Source organism: Rhizobium sp. 05N49, assembly GCF_056396805.1.
Genome location: NZ_JBFTME010000003.1, coordinates 283,319 through 299,367, shown reverse-complemented (window position 1 = coordinate 299,367; position 16,049 = coordinate 283,319). Strand labels below are relative to the sequence as shown.

The window sequence follows — 16,049 nt, the reverse complement described above, 5'->3', positions numbered from 1 at the left end:
CCATGGACAAGCTGACGCTTTACATCGCCAACAAGAACTATTCTTCCTGGTCGTTCCGGCCGTGGATGGCGCTAGCGGGCGTCGGCATTGATTTCGAGGAGGTGTTGATCCCCTTCGACTATCCTGGTGGTAATCCCAACATCAAGGCGGTCTCGCCGAGCGGCCATGTGCCCCTGCTGCAGCATGGTTCCCTTAAGATCTGGGAATCCTTCGCGATCATCGAATATGTGGCCGAGCTTTATCCCGAAGCAGGATTGCTGCCCGGCGATCGTGCCGAGCGGGCGCTTGCCCGCTCGGTTTCCATGGAGATGCTTTCGAGCTTCCGGGCATTGCGCAGCGCCTGCCCTATGAATATCCGCCGGCCGAAGGGTAAAATCGCGCTTCCCGACGGGGTTTCCGCCGATATCAGCCGTATCGAGACGATCTGGCGCGATCTTCTGCAGAAATCCGGTGGGCCGTTCCTCTTCGGTGAATTMAGCGGGGTGGATGCGATGTTTGCGCCTGTCGTCAACCGCTTCGATATCTATGATCTCGTCAGTAGTGCCGATATACTGCCTTACATGAATGCGATGAAGGCGCATCCCGCCTGGCGGAAGTGGGAAGAATCTGCCCGTGCAGAGCCGTGGATCGTCCCGGAAGACGAAGTCTGAGCGGAGAATCAGAGGCATCGCAAAAAATACATATGGGGACTGGTCAAGGCGGCCCCTTGCATGTATAAGCGCGCAAAATTCCGAAATCGCGACATGTCCGTTTCGGCCGCCAGTCTGGCCGTGGATATGTTTTGCCCGCAAGTGGAGTAAGAGAAATGGCTGTACCGAAGAGAAAAACGAGCCCATCCAAGCGCGGCATGCGCCGTTCGGCCGATGCACTGAAGGCTCCGACCTATGTCGAAGACAAGAACTCCGGCGAACTGCGCCGCCCGCACCATATCGATCTGAAGACCGGTATGTACCGTGGCCGTCAGGTTCTGACGCCGAAGGAAAGCGCATAATTCTTTATGCGGCTTGTCCGATGAAGTTTTGAAGGCCGGCTCAACGCCGGCCTTTTTCTTTTCGAGATATTATAATCTTCGGTGTCTTGAAGTGAGACGCTGATATCAGGCAGTATTCCCGCGAGATCGGGGAGATATTTCTGCATGATTAACACAATACCGCTGATGGTTATTCCATTTATTCTTTACAATCTGGCGATGTTGGGCCTGATGGGGGGTGGCGGCATTCCGTCGCTCCAGCATGACGTGATCGTACTGTCGATGCTTTCGGGCGCAATCTGGAGCATGGCGCTCGGCGACCTCTTTATCGTCGTGGCGCTCGTCGTCCTCTTCTTCGAGATCCTGAAGGCAACCCGGAATGGTTCCGGCAACCTCATCAACCATATGCTGTCGATGTTGGTCTTCATCGCCTTCCTGGTCGAGTTTCTCCTCGTCCAGGACGCGGCGACCCAGGTCTTCTTCATCCTGATGACCATTGCGCTGATCGATGTGATTGGCGGCTTTGCGGTATCGATCCGCAGTGCCAACCGGGACGTTTCGATCGGCCTATAGGCTGTCGAGCTTGTTCTGTAGCGCGCGAAGCTGTTCCTTCAGCTCATCGATGTCCTTGGCCTCCGCCTTGCGGGTTTCCTTGGGCGGCGGCGTCATGAAGGGCGAGAACATCTGCATGGCCTGCTGAAACATCTCGGTATTTCGGCGGACCTGATCTTCGACCATCTGCATGGGAAGCTGCAGGTTCTTGCCGAGCGGTGTTTCGCCAAAGGCGCGGTTTACCTGCTCGCGGATCTGTGACTGCTGCTCCGTGAAGGCGCGCATGGAATGTTCGAGGAAGCTCGGTACGACCATCTGCATCTGGTCGCCATAATAGGTGATCAGCTGACGCAGGAAAGAGATCGGAAGCAGCGTGTTGCCGGTCTTCGATTCCTGCTCGAAAATAATCTGGGTCAATACCGAATGCGTGATGTCGTCACCGCTTTTGGCGTCCTGAACGACAAAATCCTCCCCCTTCTTCACCATCTCCGCCAGGTCTTCCAGCGTCACATAGGTGCTGGTGCCCGTATTGTAGAGGCGGCGATTGGCATATTTCTTGATTACGATCTGACCCTCAGTCTTCGCCATATCAGTCTCCCAAACCCCGTCTGATTGTATGGATACTCCCCCGCCAGAGACTGTAGACGCAAAAGAAGGGCGGTGACAATCTCTTTGTGCGATGCGGCAAGCCCTTTCCCTGTACGGATAAATCCATTCGAGGGCGCTGCAGCAAAAGGTGGAACGGTGTTGGCATTTGACTTGCGCCTGCAGCTTTGTCAGTTTCCACTTATATGTGTGACGAGAAACGAGGAAACCACCCCATGAGCAGTTCATCCGTCGTCATCGCCTCTGCAGCGCGCACCGCTGTCGGTTCCTTCAACGGTGCTTTCGGCACAATTCCCGCTCACGAGCTCGGCGCAGCCGCCGTCAAGGGCGCGCTCGAGCGGGCAGGTGTTTCCCCTGAAGATGTGGACGAGGTCATTCTTGGCCAGGTCCTGCAGGCCGGCGAAGGCCAGAACCCCGCTCGTCAGGCAGCAATGAAGGCAGGCGTTCCCAAGGAGGCGACGGCCTGGAGCGTCAACCAGCTCTGCGGTTCAGGTCTGCGTGCCGTTGCCCTCGGCATGCAGCAGATTGCGCTCGGTGATGCGAAGATCATCGTCGCCGGCGGTCAGGAATCCATGTCGATGGCGCCGCATGCGGCGCATTTGCGCGGCGGCGTGAAGATGGGCGACATGAAGATGATCGACACCATGATCAAGGATGGTCTGACCGACGCCTTTTACGGCTATCACATGGGCGTTACCGCCGAAAATATCGCACGCCAGTGGCAGCTTTCGCGTGACGACCAGGACCAATTCGCCGTCGGCTCGCAGAATAAGGCCGAAGCCGCGCAGAAGGCTGGCCGCTTCAAGGACGAAATCGTTCCCTTCATCATCCAGGGCCGCAAGGGTGACGTAACCGTTGATGCAGACGAATATATCCGCCACGGCGCGACGCTGGAGGCGATGACGAAGCTGCGGCCGGCGTTCGACAAGGACGGCACGGTGACGGCGGCAAATGCCTCCGGCCTCAACGACGGCGCTGCTGCAGCCGTCCTGATGAGCGAAGCGGAAGCGTCGCGACGCGGCATCCAGCCGCTCGCCCGCATCGTTTCCTGGGCAACAGCAGGTGTCGATCCCCAGGTCATGGGCACTGGCCCAATCCCTGCTTCCCGCAAGGCGCTGGAAAAGGCCGGCTGGTCTGTCGCCGACCTCGACCTTGTCGAGGCCAATGAGGCCTTTGCGGCCCAGGCCTGTGCCGTGAACAAGGATCTCGGATGGGATCCTGATATCGTCAACGTCAATGGCGGTGCGATCGCGATCGGTCATCCAATCGGTGCTTCGGGTGCCCGCGTTCTCAACACACTGCTCTTCGAGATGAGGCGCCGCGGCGCCAAGAAAGGCCTTGCCACATTGTGCATCGGCGGCGGCATGGGCGTCGCCATGTGCTTCGAAGCAATGTAAATAGCACACGATGTATGTTCATCGAGTGCGACTGAGGGCGAGTTGACAACAAGAGGGAGCGAAGCATGAGCAGAGTGGCTTTGGTCACTGGGGGTACGCGCGGCATTGGCGCGGCGATTTCGATGGCTCTAAAGAATGCCGGCTACAAGGTTGCTGCCAACTATGCCGGCAATGATGAAAAGGCCAAAGCATTTCATGGCGTTACCGGCGTACCCGTCTTCAAGTGGGACGTCTCAGACTATGTTGCCTGCGGCGAAGGCATTGCAAAGGTCCAGGCCGATCTCGGCCCGGTCGAAATCCTCGTCAACAATGCCGGCATCACTCGTGATGCTATGTTTCACAAGATGACGGCCCAGCAGTGGCACGAGGTGATCAATACCAACCTCACCGGCCTCTTCAACATGACGCACCATGTCTGGAGCGGCATGCGCGACCGCAGCTTCGGCCGCATCGTCAATATCTCCTCCATCAACGGCCAGAAGGGCCAGATGGGGCAAGTGAACTATTCTGCCGCGAAAGCGGGCGACCTCGGATTTACCAAGGCACTTGCCCAGGAAGGGGCGGTCAAGAATATCACCGTCAATGCTATTTGCCCCGGCTATATCGGGACGGAGATGGTGCTTGCGGTGCCCGAAAAGGTACTGAACGAGAAGATTATTCCGCAAATTCCGGTCGGGCGCCTCGGCGAACCCGAGGAGATCGCGCGCTGCGTGACCTTCCTCGTTTCCGACGATGCCGGCTTCATTACCGGTTCGACTTTGACCGCCAATGGCGGTCAGTTCTTCGCCTGAATTATTTCTTGTGGCTGTGAGCGTAGTTGCTCGGGAAACTGCCGGTTCCGTCATAGGGGCCGGCAGATGCTCCATAGGCGGCAAGCACAATGGTGATGAGGGCGGCGATCGCGATGATCCTGTTCATGGTGATGTCTCCCCGCGGATGAGCGCTCGGATAGTTGCCGTCCGCGGCTTCGGTTTCGTTGATGCTGTCAGGCGTTTGGATTGCGCCGTCTATTGGCTCTGACGGGCACTTGCTGAATGGCGCGGTCGTGGCTGCGGAGAGCGGCGATTGCCATCGTCAGGAAGGCTGAGGCGATTAGGATAGCGACGGCGGAATTCAAGAAAATCGGGGCCATGGTAAGCGCTCCTTTCCATTCGCGGGCGGCACATGCTCTGCCGGCGATCTTGAAAGGAATATGGGCTCAGGTCTGCCAGGGCGGTAGATTTGACTTCAGCGACCGATTGTCAACGCCGCGTTGACGACAATAGCGGGCAACAAAAACGGGCGCCGAAGCGCCCGTCCAAAAATTCCGATGGGCCAGGATCGATCAGCGGCAACGCGCTTCGTAGCGGCGACCGTAACGGTCGCGATAGATGCAGTAACCCTGGCGTTCGACCGAATGGCCGATCAGCGCGCCTGTCAGACCGCCGGCGACTGCGCCAACTGCCGCGCCACCCCAGCTGTTGGTGACAGCGCCACCGATGATTGCGCCCGTGCCGGCGCCAATCGCCGTGCCCTGCTCCGTCGGAGTGCAGGATGCGAGAGCGCCAATGAGAGCGCAGCTAAGGATGATCTTCTTCATGTCTAAACTCCCCAGGTTATCGGCCTTTAAATTCGGCCCATCAGCACAAGAATGATAATGATGACGAGAACTAACCCCAAACCACCTGAAGGTCCATAGCCCCATCCGCGGCTATAACCCCAATTCGGCAAGGCGCCGACCAATAACAGTATAAGGATAATAAGAAGTATCGTGCCAAGCATGGTATTTGTCCTGCCTCATCCTCATTTCGACTGGACTAGAAACCCACATCGGCGAATTTTGTTCCCGGCTAAGCTCTCAGAATATCACGGCGGCGTTATCAGCTGTTGCAACGGAAGCCGACTTTAGCCGGTTTCGTGGAAAGCAAGTCGGCGAAATGCCATCGGACATTTTCTAAGTATGGTTAAAAATATCTTTTAATACAATATGTTGCGGTGAACAAAGCGGGAAAATGGAGATGTCTCCGATTCGTCAGCGATTCGTTCCGGCTTTGATCGGCCATGACCTTTACCGGATCGTCGGCACCGGCCGGTTTAATGCTCCGTAAATTTGGCATGTAAAAGATTAATGGCTTCCGGCGGTCCGGAGTGGCCATAGCAAATCCGGAATCCGTATCTTGGGATCGGTGCGAAAATGCGCACAAGATCTCGCCGTGAACGAAAAGGGAAAGCCTCGACTTTAGCGATTCGTCTCCGGTTCGTTCCGGCTTTGGTCGAAGCGTTAATTTCAGGCTTGACCTTTGCGCCTTTACGATTCGGCAACAAGCGTTAACGGCAGCTGCCGCCACCAGTCCTCAGGTAATGCTGCAGATTCAGTATCTAGTGTAAAAAAGCGATTCAAAATCAATACTTAGCCGTGAACAAAAGCTGAATCAGCCGGAGTCAGCGATTCGTCTCCGATTCGTTCTCAAGCTGTTCCGAATCTTAAATCAAGGACTTAGCGGGCTGTGACTTCTGTGCTCAATCCAAAGTCTATTTCAAATCCGCCCTTGCGTTTGGAGCTTTGGCTGTCCATGTGTTCTTTGCCTCATCCGAAGCTCCGACTTGACCCTGGGCGCTATCGCCTCACTTGCATGGACCATGACCCTGACTTCGCAGCCGATGATACTGAGCGGGCGCGGTGTGACCGCGGTGCTCGGACCGACCAATACCGGCAAGACCCATTATGCAATCGAACGCATGGTGGCGCATGGCACTGGTGTGATCGGCCTGCCGCTCCGATTGCTGGCGCGTGAGGTCTATACGCGCGTGGTCGAAAAGGTCGGCGCCCAGAACGTGGCGCTGGTGACCGGCGAAGAAAAGATCTCGCCGCCGAACGCGCGTTTTTCCGTTTGTACAGTCGAGGCGATGCCGCGGGAAACCAAGGCTGCCTTCGTCGCCATCGACGAAGTGCAGCTTGCGGGCGATCTCGAGCGCGGTCACATCTTTACGGACCGGATCCTGCATCTGCGCGGCCGCGAGGAGACGCTTCTATTGGGCGCCGGCACCATGCGGCCGATCCTGCAGCAGCTCCTGCCGGGAATTACGGTCACGGAGCGGCCGCGGCTTTCTCATCTTCTCTATGCCGGGCAGAAGAAGATTACTCGGTTGCCGCAGCGTTCGGCGATCGTCGCTTTCTCGGCCGATGAAGTTTATGCGATCGCGGAATTGATCCGGCGCCAGCGCGGCGGTGCGGCCGTCGTGCTCGGAGCGCTCAGCCCGCGTACCCGCAATGCCCAGGTAGCGCTTTATCAGGCGGGCGACGTCGAATATCTCGTTGCGACCGATGCGATCGGCATGGGCCTCAATCTCGATGTCGATCATGTGGCCTTCGCGCAAGACCGGAAGTTCGACGGCTATCAGTTCCGTAATCTCAATCCAGGCGAACTCGGCCAGATCGCCGGCCGCGCCGGTCGCCATGTGCGTGATGGAACCTTTGGTGTTACCGGCCAGGTTTCACCCTTCGACGAGGAGCTCGTGCAGCGCATCGAGGGCCACGAGTTTGACAACGTCAAGGTTCTGCAATGGCGGACCAAGGATCTCGATTTCTCGACGATACAATCCCTGCGGGCAAGCCTTGAGACCGGTCCCCGCGTGCCGGGCCTGACGCGGGCGTTGCCCGCTGTCGACCAACAGGCGCTTGAACATTTGTCGCGTTATCCGGAAATCGTCGACCTCGCCAATACGCCTGCGCGGGTCGAAAAGCTCTGGGAGGCTTGCGCTTTGCCGGACTATCGGCGCATAACGCCTGCGCAACATGCCGATCTTATTTCTACCCTCTTTTCCGATCTGGTGCGCTATGGCACGGTGAATGAGCAGTTTCTCGCCGAACAAGTTCACCGTTCGGATCGGACAGATGGAGAAATTGACACGCTTTCGGCGCGAATCGCGCAGATAAGAACCTGGACCTATGTATCGAATCGGCCCGGCTGGCTTGCCGATCCGACACACTGGCAGGAAAAGACGCGGGAAATCGAAGATCGATTGTCCGATGCGTTACATGAAAGGTTGACGAAACGCTTTGTTGATCGCAGGACATCTGTGCTCATGAAGCGCCTGAGAGAGAATGCGATGCTGGAAGCTGAAATCAGTGTGAATGGCGATGTCTTTGTTGAGGGACATCATGTGGGGCAGTTGACCGGGTTCCGCTTTACGCCTGTCGGTGGAACGGACGGGCCGGACGCCAAGGCGGTTCAGGCTGCGTCGCAAAAGGCGCTTGGGCTCGAATTCGAAGCTCGCGCCGCGCGCCTGCATGCCGCGGGCAATGCCGATCTGGCGATCGGCTCGGATGGACTCGTGCGTTGGCTCGGCGATCCCGTTGGCCGTCTTTCGGGCAGCGACCATGTGATGCGTCCGCGCGTCATCCTGCTTGCCGACGACCAGCTTACGGGCAACGCGCGCGACCATGTCGCCGCCCGTATCGAACGTTTCGTCAATCATCATATCAGCACGGTCCTGAAGCCGCTCGACGATCTGTCGCGTGCCGAAGACCTGCAGGGTCTTGCCAAGGGGCTTGCCTTCCAGCTCGTCGAGAATCTCGGCGTGCTCTTCCGCCGCGACGTGACGGAAGAAGTGAAGTCTCTGGATCAGGATGCGCGCGCCTCCATGCGTCGCTATGGTATCCGCTTCGGCGCTTATCATATCTTCGTGCCGGCGCTTCTGAAGCCGGCACCGGCAGAGCTCATCACCCTGCTTTGGGCGCTAAAGAACGATGGCCTCGACAAGGCAGGTTACGGCGACCTCATTCCGGTGCTCGCTGCCGGCCGCACCTCAGTGGTCACGGATCCGAGCTTCGAGCGCATGTTCTACAAACTGGCGGGCTTCCGTTTCCTCGGCAAGCGCGCCGTGCGCATCGATATTCTCGAGCGTCTGGCCGACCTCATCCGTCCGCTCCTGCAATGGAAGCCGGGTCAGGGCACGCGCCCGGAGGGCGCATATGACGGTCGCCGCTTCACGACGACGACGGCGATGCTGTCTATTCTCGGCGCGACGCTGGAAGATATGGAAGAGATCCTGAAGGGTCTCGGCTACCGCGCCGATGCCGTGAAGGCTGAGGAAGCGGCCGCGTTCCTTGCAACACAGGATGCATCATCTGCTCCGGCGGCGACGGCGGAACCCGCGGCAGAAGAAACGGCTGAAAAGGCCGACCATGACGACGCAGACGGCGCTTCGGAAGAAACGCCGGTCGTCGAAGCTGCACCTGTGGCCGCGGAAACGCCTGCTGTCGCCGAAGGTTCGGCAGAAGCCGGCGAGACCGAGGCTGCAGAACCGAAGCCGGTTCTCCTGTGGCGCCTCGGTGGCCGCAACGAGAACCCGCGGCAGGCCCGCGGCCACGGCGATCGCCGTGGCGGACAGAGCCAGGGCCAAGGCCAGGGTCAGGACCGCGGTGAGCGCAACAATCGCCGTCAAGGTGGTGAAGGCGGCGAGGGCCGGGACGGCAATCGCAATCAAAACCGCAACCGGGATGGCGGCAATCGCGACGGCAACCGGGACGGCGGCAATCGTGATGGGGGCAGGCCTCAGAACGCGCGTAATGACCGCAACGAGCAGCGCGGCGATCGCCAGGACCGTGGTGACCGCAAGGATCGCGGTGATCGCAATGACCGTAACAACAATCGCGGCAATTCGCAGCCGCTGCGCTTCGAAGCCAAGCCGCCGCGCAAGGAGAAGCCGATCGATCCGGATTCACCCTTCGCCAAGCTTGCAGCTCTCAAGGAGCAGATGAAGAAGTAATCATGGGCGCAGAGACACAGCCAGGAAGCGGTTCGCGCCAGCGCATCGACAAATGGCTGTTCTTCGCGCGCATGGTGAAATCGCGCTCGCTGGCGCAGAGCCACATCCAGTCCGGGCACGTTAGCATTAACGGTACGCGCTGTGGGCAGCCGAGCCAAACGGTCAAGGTAGGCGATCGGGTGGAGCTGACGCTGGAGCGAAGGGACGTCATTCTCATCGTTCGCCTGCCGGGCGACCGGCGCGGACCCTATGAGGAGGCGAAGCTGCTCTATGAGGATCTGTCGCCGCCTCCGGATGAGGCAAAACGCCTCACCCCCTATGAGCAGGCCATTCGGGCCACCGGCTCCGGAAGACCGACGAAAAAGGAACGGCGCGCAATTGACAGGCTTATGTCGGATGAGGATTAGAAAACTCTTCCTGCCGTGGGCTTTTCGAAGATCGTTTGTCCTTGAAATCCTGCCGTAAAGTCGATACGTCACACACAACCTGCCGGGTAGCGTGCTTGCCTCCCAAGCCTGTACACGCTTTATCTCCGGCTTGGGGGACAGGCGCGACGTTCCAGGTTGCCCGGCCCCGCCCGCATGGAAAATCCTGGAGTTCTTCATGACCTATGTCGTGACCGACAATTGCATCCGCTGCAAATACACCGATTGTGTTGAAGTCTGCCCTGTCGACTGTTTCTACGAGGGCGAGAATTTCCTCGTCATTCATCCCGACGAGTGTATCGACTGTGGCGTTTGCGAGCCGGAATGTCCCGCTGAGGCGATCAAGCCCGATACCGAGCCGGGTCTCGACAAATGGCTGAAGATCAACGCCGAATATGCGAGCATCTGGCCGAACATCACGGTCAAGAAAGAGCCGATGGCCGAGGCCAAGGAACTGGATGGCGAGGCTGGAAAATTCGAGAAATACTTCTCGGAAAAGCCTGGCAGCGGCGACTGAAAATCGCGGCGTGCACTGCTGTTGAAACCGGGTTCAGCGGCAGGTTAAACGTTTCAGATTACGCGTGAGTCACATGGAGGCTATGTGTTGCCGACATGACTCACGTTAAGCAAATTATTGATTTCCTCATATTTTTGTGATACGTTCACCACACTGTTCCATTTGTGGCATGACGCATGCCCAAAACCATCACGAAAGTAAAACAAATCCGCACGCGGTTTCCGTGACATATCAATAACTTGAGCTGTCGGATCCCAAGATCGCGCGCAAGGAGAGCTTTTGCTTCTGTCTGGTGGAACCAGAGTGAAGTCACCCGACGGATTTAACCGTCTCATCCGGGCCTGACTGACCCGGCTCCGGCCGCCGCCGGAAGCGTAACAGGGAGTTTTTGATTAGAATGACCACCCAGCAGAAAAAACCTTCTACCGCACGTCACGGCTTCAAGACTGGTGAATCGATCGTGTACCCCGCACACGGCGTCGGTACCATCACGGCTATCGAAGAGCAAGAAGTCGCCGGCATGAAGCTTGAACTTTTCGTCATCGATTTCGAAAAGGACAAGATGCGTCTGAAGGTTCCGGTCGCGAAAGCCATGAGCATCGGCATGCGCAAGCTTTCCGAGACCGATTTCGTCGAGCGCGCTCTCAAGGTCGTGCAGGGCAAGGCTCGCGTCAAGCGCACCATGTGGTCCCGCCGCGCCCAGGAATATGATGCCAAGATCAATTCCGGCGACCTGATTTCCATCGCAGAAGTCGTTCGTGACCTCTACCGTGCTGAGAACCAGCCGGAGCAGTCCTATTCCGAGCGCCAGCTTTATGAAGCAGCTCTCGACCGCATGGCTCGCGAAATCGCTGCCGTCAACAAGATGTCTGAAACCGAAGCTGTTCGCCTCGTCGAGACCAACCTTAACAAGGGTCCGAAGCGTGGCAAGGTAATCGAGGAAGACGACTCGCAGGACGAAGCCGCTTGATAGAGCTTTGTTTTTGCTGACAAAAAAACCCGGCCTTGGAGCCGGGTTTTTTATTGGAACTTTTTTGCCGTTGCGACGTTCATACACAGTAATGCGGACTCACCAGAGCTCATGAAGCTCGGTCTGAAGCCGCTGGAGCTGTCAGCGTTCGATGAGGAGCGGATCATGATTTCCAGAATTTGCCTTTGCGGCAACCTCAAGAAACAGATCCAACCCTGCCGTCTTGCCGGCACATGAAGAGAGATAGGGCCTCCTCCTGAAAAGTCCAGGAGGAGGCCTTTATGCATTCAAGACCCTGTTTTGCTCTGGTGCAGTGATGTTCCGGAAACGGTGTTTGCTTGTTCATTTTTAGGCACGTGGCCCATTTAGGAGAGCGATTATGAAGAACATGTCTGCAGATCGGCGCATGATCAAAATAGCAATGGCGGCTCCCTATCTTGCCCGTGAAGAAGAGCACAATCTGGCGATCCGCTGGAAGGATCACGAAGACCGGGGCGCTCGCAACCAGATTGCCATGGCGCATATGCGCCTCGTCATTTCCATGGCAGGCAAGTTCCGCAATTTCGGCCTGCCGATGAGTGACCTCGTACAGGAAGGTTATGTCGGGCTTCTGGAGGCAGCAGCTCGTTTCGAACCGGCACGCGATGTTCGCTTTTCCACCTATGCAAGCTGGTGGATCCGCGCCTCGATCCAGGACTATATCCTGCGCAACTGGTCGATCGTGCGCGGTGGCACGAGTTCGGCTCAGAAGGCGTTGTTCTTCAATCTGCGCCGTCTGCGCGCCAAGCTCGCCAAAGGCGATACGCAGCTGACGCTGCAATCCATTCATCAGGAAATTGCCGCTGCTCTCGGTGTCAGCCTCGCCGACGTGCAGACCATGGATGCGCGCCTTTCTGGAAACGACGCCTCGCTGCAGGCGCCTTCCGTTTCGGGTGATGCCGACAGTGCCGAGAAGATGGATTTCCTCGTCAGCGACGAACCGCTGCCGGATGAGCAGGTCTCCAACATGATCGATGGCGAACGTCGCCGGATCTGGCTTGCATCTGCCCTCAAGCATCTCAACGAGCGTGAAATGAAGATCATCAGCGCGCGCCGGTTGGCCGAAGACGGGGCGACACTCGAAGAACTCGGCGCTGACCTTGGCATTTCCAAGGAGCGCGTGCGCCAGATCGAAAGCAGGGCGATGGAAAAGCTTCGTACAGCACTCGTCAGCGCCGATCCGCACATGGCAGCCTATGCCTGACCAGTAATTACTCCCCAGCAGCACAGACTGGCCCGGTATAAGCCGGGCCTTTTTTATTCGGAGATGATCTTCACGCGGTCGCCAGGAGAAACGGCAGCGCCCGTCGGCAGGGCGTTGATCAGCTTGAAGAGATCGAGCTTGCGATCGGTGCCCATCATGCGGGAGGCGAGCGTAGTAATATTGTCGCCGGGGCGGACCGTGACCACCCGCACGCGCAGGGGTTTCAGCGAAGCGGCCTCATCCGGCGTCATACGGCGGAAGCTCGTGCGCAGAACGTTTGCCGTCGGCTCCAGTGAAGGGTTTCCCTTCGGCACTGCTGTCAGAAAGCGGAAGATCTGGTTGTTGTTTCTGATGACAGTGACGTCGAAGTCCCAGCGGTCGGCAGTGGCGCGCGCGGTCGCAGCCTCCATGCCATTGACGTTGATCGGCTGGATGGTCGAAGGATCGAGGCCGGTAACCCAGCCGCTGGAAATGTAATTCGTCAGGCTCTGGTTCTGGTTGTCCGCCACACCGTCAAAGCGGATGGCGATATCGTTCGGGCCGGTTGCCATGACGGCCTCGACCTTGTTGTCGATGCTGAAGTCGGGCGGCACGTCAAAGCGGATGCCGAGGCCGCCGTGCAGGAATGTCTGGCCGCGCACATATCCCTCTTCCGGGCTGTCGCCATAGAGAAGGCCATCAATGCCATCGAGATAGTAGTTACGGCCCTTGTCGCCGACCGAGCCCTCCTGGCCGAAGGCGCGGGCATGGCTGCGGGCAAGCTCGATGCGCTGGGCGGAGTTCGGATGGCTCGACAGGAAGTCCAGGCTCTGGTCGGCCTCGGGATCGACCGACATGAAGCGGCTATAGGCAGCCATGGAATCAAGGAATCGGGCTGCGGCATAGGGATCATAGCCGGCTTCGCCGAGCATGCGTACACCGATAACGTCTGCCTGCAGTTCCTGCTGACGGGAGAATGCGGCGAGACGCAGCTTGCCGCGGGCAAGCGCCTGTTTGCCGGCTATATCACTCGATAGCACTTCAGCGACGACGCGGCTGGCGATGACTTCCGCCTCTTCGCGCTTTTGCCGTTCGATGCCGTGGTTTGCAGTGACGTGGCCCATTTCGTGCGACAGCACGGCCGCGACTTCCGAGGCGTCGTTGGCGAGCGCCAGCAGGCCGCGGGTGACGTAGAGATAACCGCCTGGCAGCGCGAAGGCGTTGATGGCGGGTGAATTCAGGATGGTGATACGGTAGGACTGGCTCGGATTTTCCGACACCGCCGTCAATGCGCCGGCGATGCGGGCAACAAGACGTTCGGTCTTGGCATCCTTGTATTCGCCGCCATAGCTCGCAACGATGCGCGGATGCTCGCGGGCGCCCATGGCGGCCCGCGGGTCATTCTTCTGCACTTCATCGACGATTTGCGGATTGGACGAAGGACCGACGGTCGGCTGATAGGATTGTTCGATCAGCGATTCGCAGCTGTTCAGTGCGACTGCACAGGCCGACAGCAACAGAAGACGGCGCCCCCAACGGAGCGGCACAAAAATGGCATCACTGGAAAGCGCGGGCGATTTCCACGTCGTCATGCTGTCCAGTCTGTCTCTCCGCACCATCTTAAGTCGCCGGTCTGCCGCGTCTTCGGGCCGGCCGTTGCCAGGAAAATTCAATAGGCTTCCGCCTCGGTTCTCGCACTGCACAATCGGCCCATCCAAGTCTTTGCTGTAGCCGATTTCCGCATGGGTTGCATAGCGAGACTCTATCTAAATGTGGCGCCGTTGCATTTCGGCAATGCCTCGCTTGTCGAGGCACTTCTGGCTCCGATGAAATTATGGCGAAAGTTCCATCGCAAGTGCAGATTCCGGCCGCACTGCGGAAAAAATCGGTCAGTACGGCGACCGATACGGGCAACTATAACGCCTGCGCGAAGAATGCAATTAATGGTTGCTCTGATTTGACTGAGTTGAGCAGACTCAGGGCCGGTCGTGCGCCTCCTGCTTATTCCGCAGCTTCGGCGGTGGCGCTGGCCGGGCTGGCCTTCTGTTCTCCGGCGCGGGGCAACTGTACAGGCTTCAGCATGATGGCGGCGACCAGACCGATCAAAGCAATGCCGCACGAGGTCATGAACAGCGGCGAGAAGGCGGAGGCATAGGCGTCTGCCACGGCCTGACGGCTGGCGTCGGGAAGCGCTGCCATCATTTTCGGTGTCAGTTCCTCGATATTGGCTACACCCGGTATGGAGGAGCCGAGTCTGCCGAGCTGCGATGCAATGATCGCACCGTAGATGGAGATGGCAATCGATGCGCCGCCCATGCGCGACAGCGTCACCGAGCCGGTCGCAGCACCCACATCGCGGGCCGGTGCGGCGTTCTGAACGCCGATGACTGGAACCTGCTGGGCAAGACCGATGCCAATGCCGTGCAGCAGCATGATCGCGCCGATGAAGACAATCGGCGTACCGGCATGAACCTGAGAGATCAGCGCAAAGGCGATGGCGCTGCAGGTCATGCTGGCGATCGCAAAAGGCTTGTAGCGGCCGGTCTTCGAAATGATGCGGCCGGCATTCAAAGAGCCGACGACGAGACCGCCCGTCAGCAGGATGAAGAGCAGACCAGCGCCCGAGGGTGTTAGACCCGTCGTCGTCTGCAGGAAAAGGGCGAGGTAATTGACCATGCCGATGGCAATGCCACCACCCATGATCGAGATCACCAGCAGCAGACTGAACGTGGAATTGCGGAAAAGCGGCAGCGGCACGATCGGCTCCGACGCGCGGCGCTCGACGAAAACCCAGGTGATGGCGCAGATCACGCCGAAGGTGACGATGCCGATGCTCTGCGGCGAGATCAGCGCACCGAAAAGCTCGCTGCTGTCGGTCGCAAGTACGATGCTGGTTGTCGTCAGCGCCAGCAGGAGCGCGCCGGCATAGTCGATCTTCGGTCGGCGATGCGGCTTGCGGTAGGGCAGCATGAAGGCAAGGCCGGTAAGCACGATGAAGCCAATCGGGACATTGACGAGGAAAATCGAGCGCCAACCGAAGAGATCGCTCATCGTGCCTCCGAGGACCGGGCCGATCGCGCCTGAAGCCATCAGTACAAGGCTGGAATAGCTTTGATAACGGGCGCGTTCGCGTGGCTCGAAGAGGTCGGCATTGACGGCGAAGATCGAAACCATGATGCCGCCGCCGCCGAAACCTTGAAGCACGCGCGCAGCGATCAACGTGTTCATGGATACAGCGAGACCGCAGACCGTCGACCCGATCGTGAAGATCGCGATTGCCGTCATCATCACATATTTGCGGCCGAAGAGATCACCGAGCTTGCCATAAAGAGGCATAACGGCACTCAATGAAAGCAGATAGGCCGAACCGACCCAGCCGAAGCGATCCAGGTGACCGAATTCGCCGACGATGGTCGGCAGTGCGGTCGACACGATCTGATTATCCAGCGTGGCCATGAACATGGCGGTCATCAGGAAGAAGAAGAGGATGAGCCGTCGACGAGGATCCGTTACGAGCGGTGCGGGGGTGAGTTGCATATCCATCGGATGCCATTTTCATTAGGTCGGCTTTTTATGTGCTAATGTCATGTATTTGTCAATGGCACGTTATTGACATTGGCATATTTTAATTTTGATTCC

General features: G+C 58.3%; 17 protein-coding genes. 10 read left to right on the top strand and 7 right to left on the bottom strand.

Features of this window, described 5'->3' with window-relative positions; all coding sequences use genetic code 11:
- Positions 1–2: 2 nt before the first annotated feature.
- The 3 genes from AC1DF8_RS08730 to AC1DF8_RS08720 all read left to right on the top strand — a co-directional run bounded on the left by AC1DF8_RS08730 (position 3) and on the right by AC1DF8_RS08720 (position 1,543).
- On the top strand, positions 3–650 hold the full coding sequence (locus tag AC1DF8_RS08730) for a glutathione S-transferase family protein (RefSeq protein WP_477995754.1): 648 nt from the start codon (positions 3–5) through the stop codon (positions 648–650).
- 155 nt (positions 651–805) lie between these two features.
- Positions 806–991 carry a 50S ribosomal protein L32 gene (gene rpmF, locus AC1DF8_RS08725; RefSeq protein ID WP_003543812.1) on the top strand — a complete coding sequence of 62 codons (186 nt, stop codon included), beginning with the start codon at positions 806–808 and terminating at the stop codon, positions 989–991.
- A 144-nt stretch (positions 992–1,135) separates the two neighbouring features.
- Complete coding sequence (locus AC1DF8_RS08720; protein WP_112970746.1) at positions 1,136–1,543, top strand: hypothetical protein; 408 nt, start codon at positions 1,136–1,138, stop codon at positions 1,541–1,543.
- Here the strand turns inward: AC1DF8_RS08720 and phaR are convergent.
- Positions 1,538–2,110 carry a polyhydroxyalkanoate synthesis repressor PhaR gene (gene phaR / locus AC1DF8_RS08715; RefSeq protein ID WP_112544842.1) on the bottom strand — a complete coding sequence of 191 codons (573 nt, stop codon included), beginning with the start codon at positions 2,108–2,110 and terminating at the stop codon, positions 1,538–1,540. The genes AC1DF8_RS08720 and phaR overlap by 6 nt on opposite strands.
- Before the next feature lie 233 nt (positions 2,111–2,343).
- On the opposite strand from phaR, the gene AC1DF8_RS08710 reads away from it, so the two are divergent.
- Both AC1DF8_RS08710 and phbB read left to right on the top strand, forming a co-directional pair.
- Positions 2,344–3,525, top strand: a complete 1,182-nt coding sequence (locus tag AC1DF8_RS08710) for an acetyl-CoA C-acetyltransferase (RefSeq protein ID WP_477995752.1) — start codon at positions 2,344–2,346, stop codon at positions 3,523–3,525.
- A 65-nt stretch (positions 3,526–3,590) separates the two neighbouring features.
- Positions 3,591–4,316 (top strand): beta-ketoacyl-ACP reductase, encoded by a 726-nt coding sequence (phbB, locus tag AC1DF8_RS08705; protein ID WP_112544840.1) that lies wholly within the window; start codon positions 3,591–3,593, stop codon positions 4,314–4,316.
- A gap of 1 nt (position 4,317) precedes the next feature.
- Here the strand turns inward: phbB and AC1DF8_RS08700 are convergent, their stop codons facing one another.
- From AC1DF8_RS08700 to AC1DF8_RS08685, 4 genes are all read right to left on the bottom strand, one after another.
- Positions 4,318–4,443: a hypothetical protein gene (locus tag AC1DF8_RS08700; protein ID WP_281413437.1), complete on the bottom strand. Its 126-nt coding sequence runs from the start codon at positions 4,441–4,443 to the stop codon at positions 4,318–4,320.
- A gap of 67 nt (positions 4,444–4,510) precedes the next feature.
- Positions 4,511–4,657 carry a hypothetical protein gene (locus tag AC1DF8_RS08695; RefSeq protein WP_477995749.1) on the bottom strand — a complete coding sequence of 49 codons (147 nt, stop codon included), beginning with the start codon at positions 4,655–4,657 and terminating at the stop codon, positions 4,511–4,513.
- Between the two features lie 192 nt (positions 4,658–4,849).
- On the bottom strand, positions 4,850–5,104 hold the full coding sequence (locus AC1DF8_RS08690; protein ID WP_112544839.1) for a glycine zipper domain-containing protein: 255 nt from the start codon (positions 5,102–5,104) through the stop codon (positions 4,850–4,852).
- Positions 5,105–5,130: 26 nt separating this feature from the next.
- On the bottom strand, positions 5,131–5,286 hold the full coding sequence (locus AC1DF8_RS08685) for a DUF3309 family protein (protein ID WP_007825451.1): 156 nt from the start codon (positions 5,284–5,286) through the stop codon (positions 5,131–5,133).
- 858 nt (positions 5,287–6,144) lie between these two features.
- Here AC1DF8_RS08685 and AC1DF8_RS08680 point away from each other — a divergent pair.
- The 5 genes from AC1DF8_RS08680 (at position 6,145) to AC1DF8_RS08660 (ending at position 12,431) form a co-directional block, all read left to right on the top strand.
- Positions 6,145–9,276 (top strand): helicase-related protein, encoded by a 3,132-nt coding sequence (locus AC1DF8_RS08680; RefSeq protein WP_112544838.1) that lies wholly within the window; start codon positions 6,145–6,147, stop codon positions 9,274–9,276.
- Positions 9,277–9,278: 2 nt separating this feature from the next.
- Positions 9,279–9,683, top strand: a complete 405-nt coding sequence (locus tag AC1DF8_RS08675) for an RNA-binding S4 domain-containing protein (RefSeq protein ID WP_112544837.1) — start codon at positions 9,279–9,281, stop codon at positions 9,681–9,683.
- Between the two features lie 196 nt (positions 9,684–9,879).
- Positions 9,880–10,218 carry a ferredoxin FdxA gene (gene fdxA / locus AC1DF8_RS08670; protein ID WP_029868974.1) on the top strand — a complete coding sequence of 113 codons (339 nt, stop codon included), beginning with the start codon at positions 9,880–9,882 and terminating at the stop codon, positions 10,216–10,218.
- A gap of 397 nt (positions 10,219–10,615) precedes the next feature.
- Entirely contained in the window at positions 10,616–11,188 is a 573-nt protein-coding gene (locus tag AC1DF8_RS08665; protein ID WP_007825443.1) for a CarD family transcriptional regulator, read from the top strand.
- 379 nt (positions 11,189–11,567) lie between these two features.
- The gene (locus tag AC1DF8_RS08660) at positions 11,568–12,431 is read left to right on the top strand and encodes an RNA polymerase factor sigma-32 (protein ID WP_029868975.1); all 864 of its coding nucleotides are present in this window, start codon (positions 11,568–11,570) and stop codon (positions 12,429–12,431) included.
- Between the two features lie 53 nt (positions 12,432–12,484).
- Here the strand turns inward: AC1DF8_RS08660 and AC1DF8_RS08655 are convergent, their stop codons facing one another.
- Together AC1DF8_RS08655 and AC1DF8_RS08650 are read right to left on the bottom strand one after the other, a co-directional pair.
- Positions 12,485–14,029: a M48 family metalloprotease gene (locus AC1DF8_RS08655; RefSeq protein WP_477995747.1), complete on the bottom strand. Its 1,545-nt coding sequence runs from the start codon at positions 14,027–14,029 to the stop codon at positions 12,485–12,487.
- Positions 14,030–14,411: 382 nt separating this feature from the next.
- Positions 14,412–15,953 carry an MDR family MFS transporter gene (locus AC1DF8_RS08650; protein WP_113209759.1) on the bottom strand — a complete coding sequence of 514 codons (1,542 nt, stop codon included), beginning with the start codon at positions 15,951–15,953 and terminating at the stop codon, positions 14,412–14,414.
- Between the last annotated feature and the right edge of the window lie 96 nt (positions 15,954–16,049).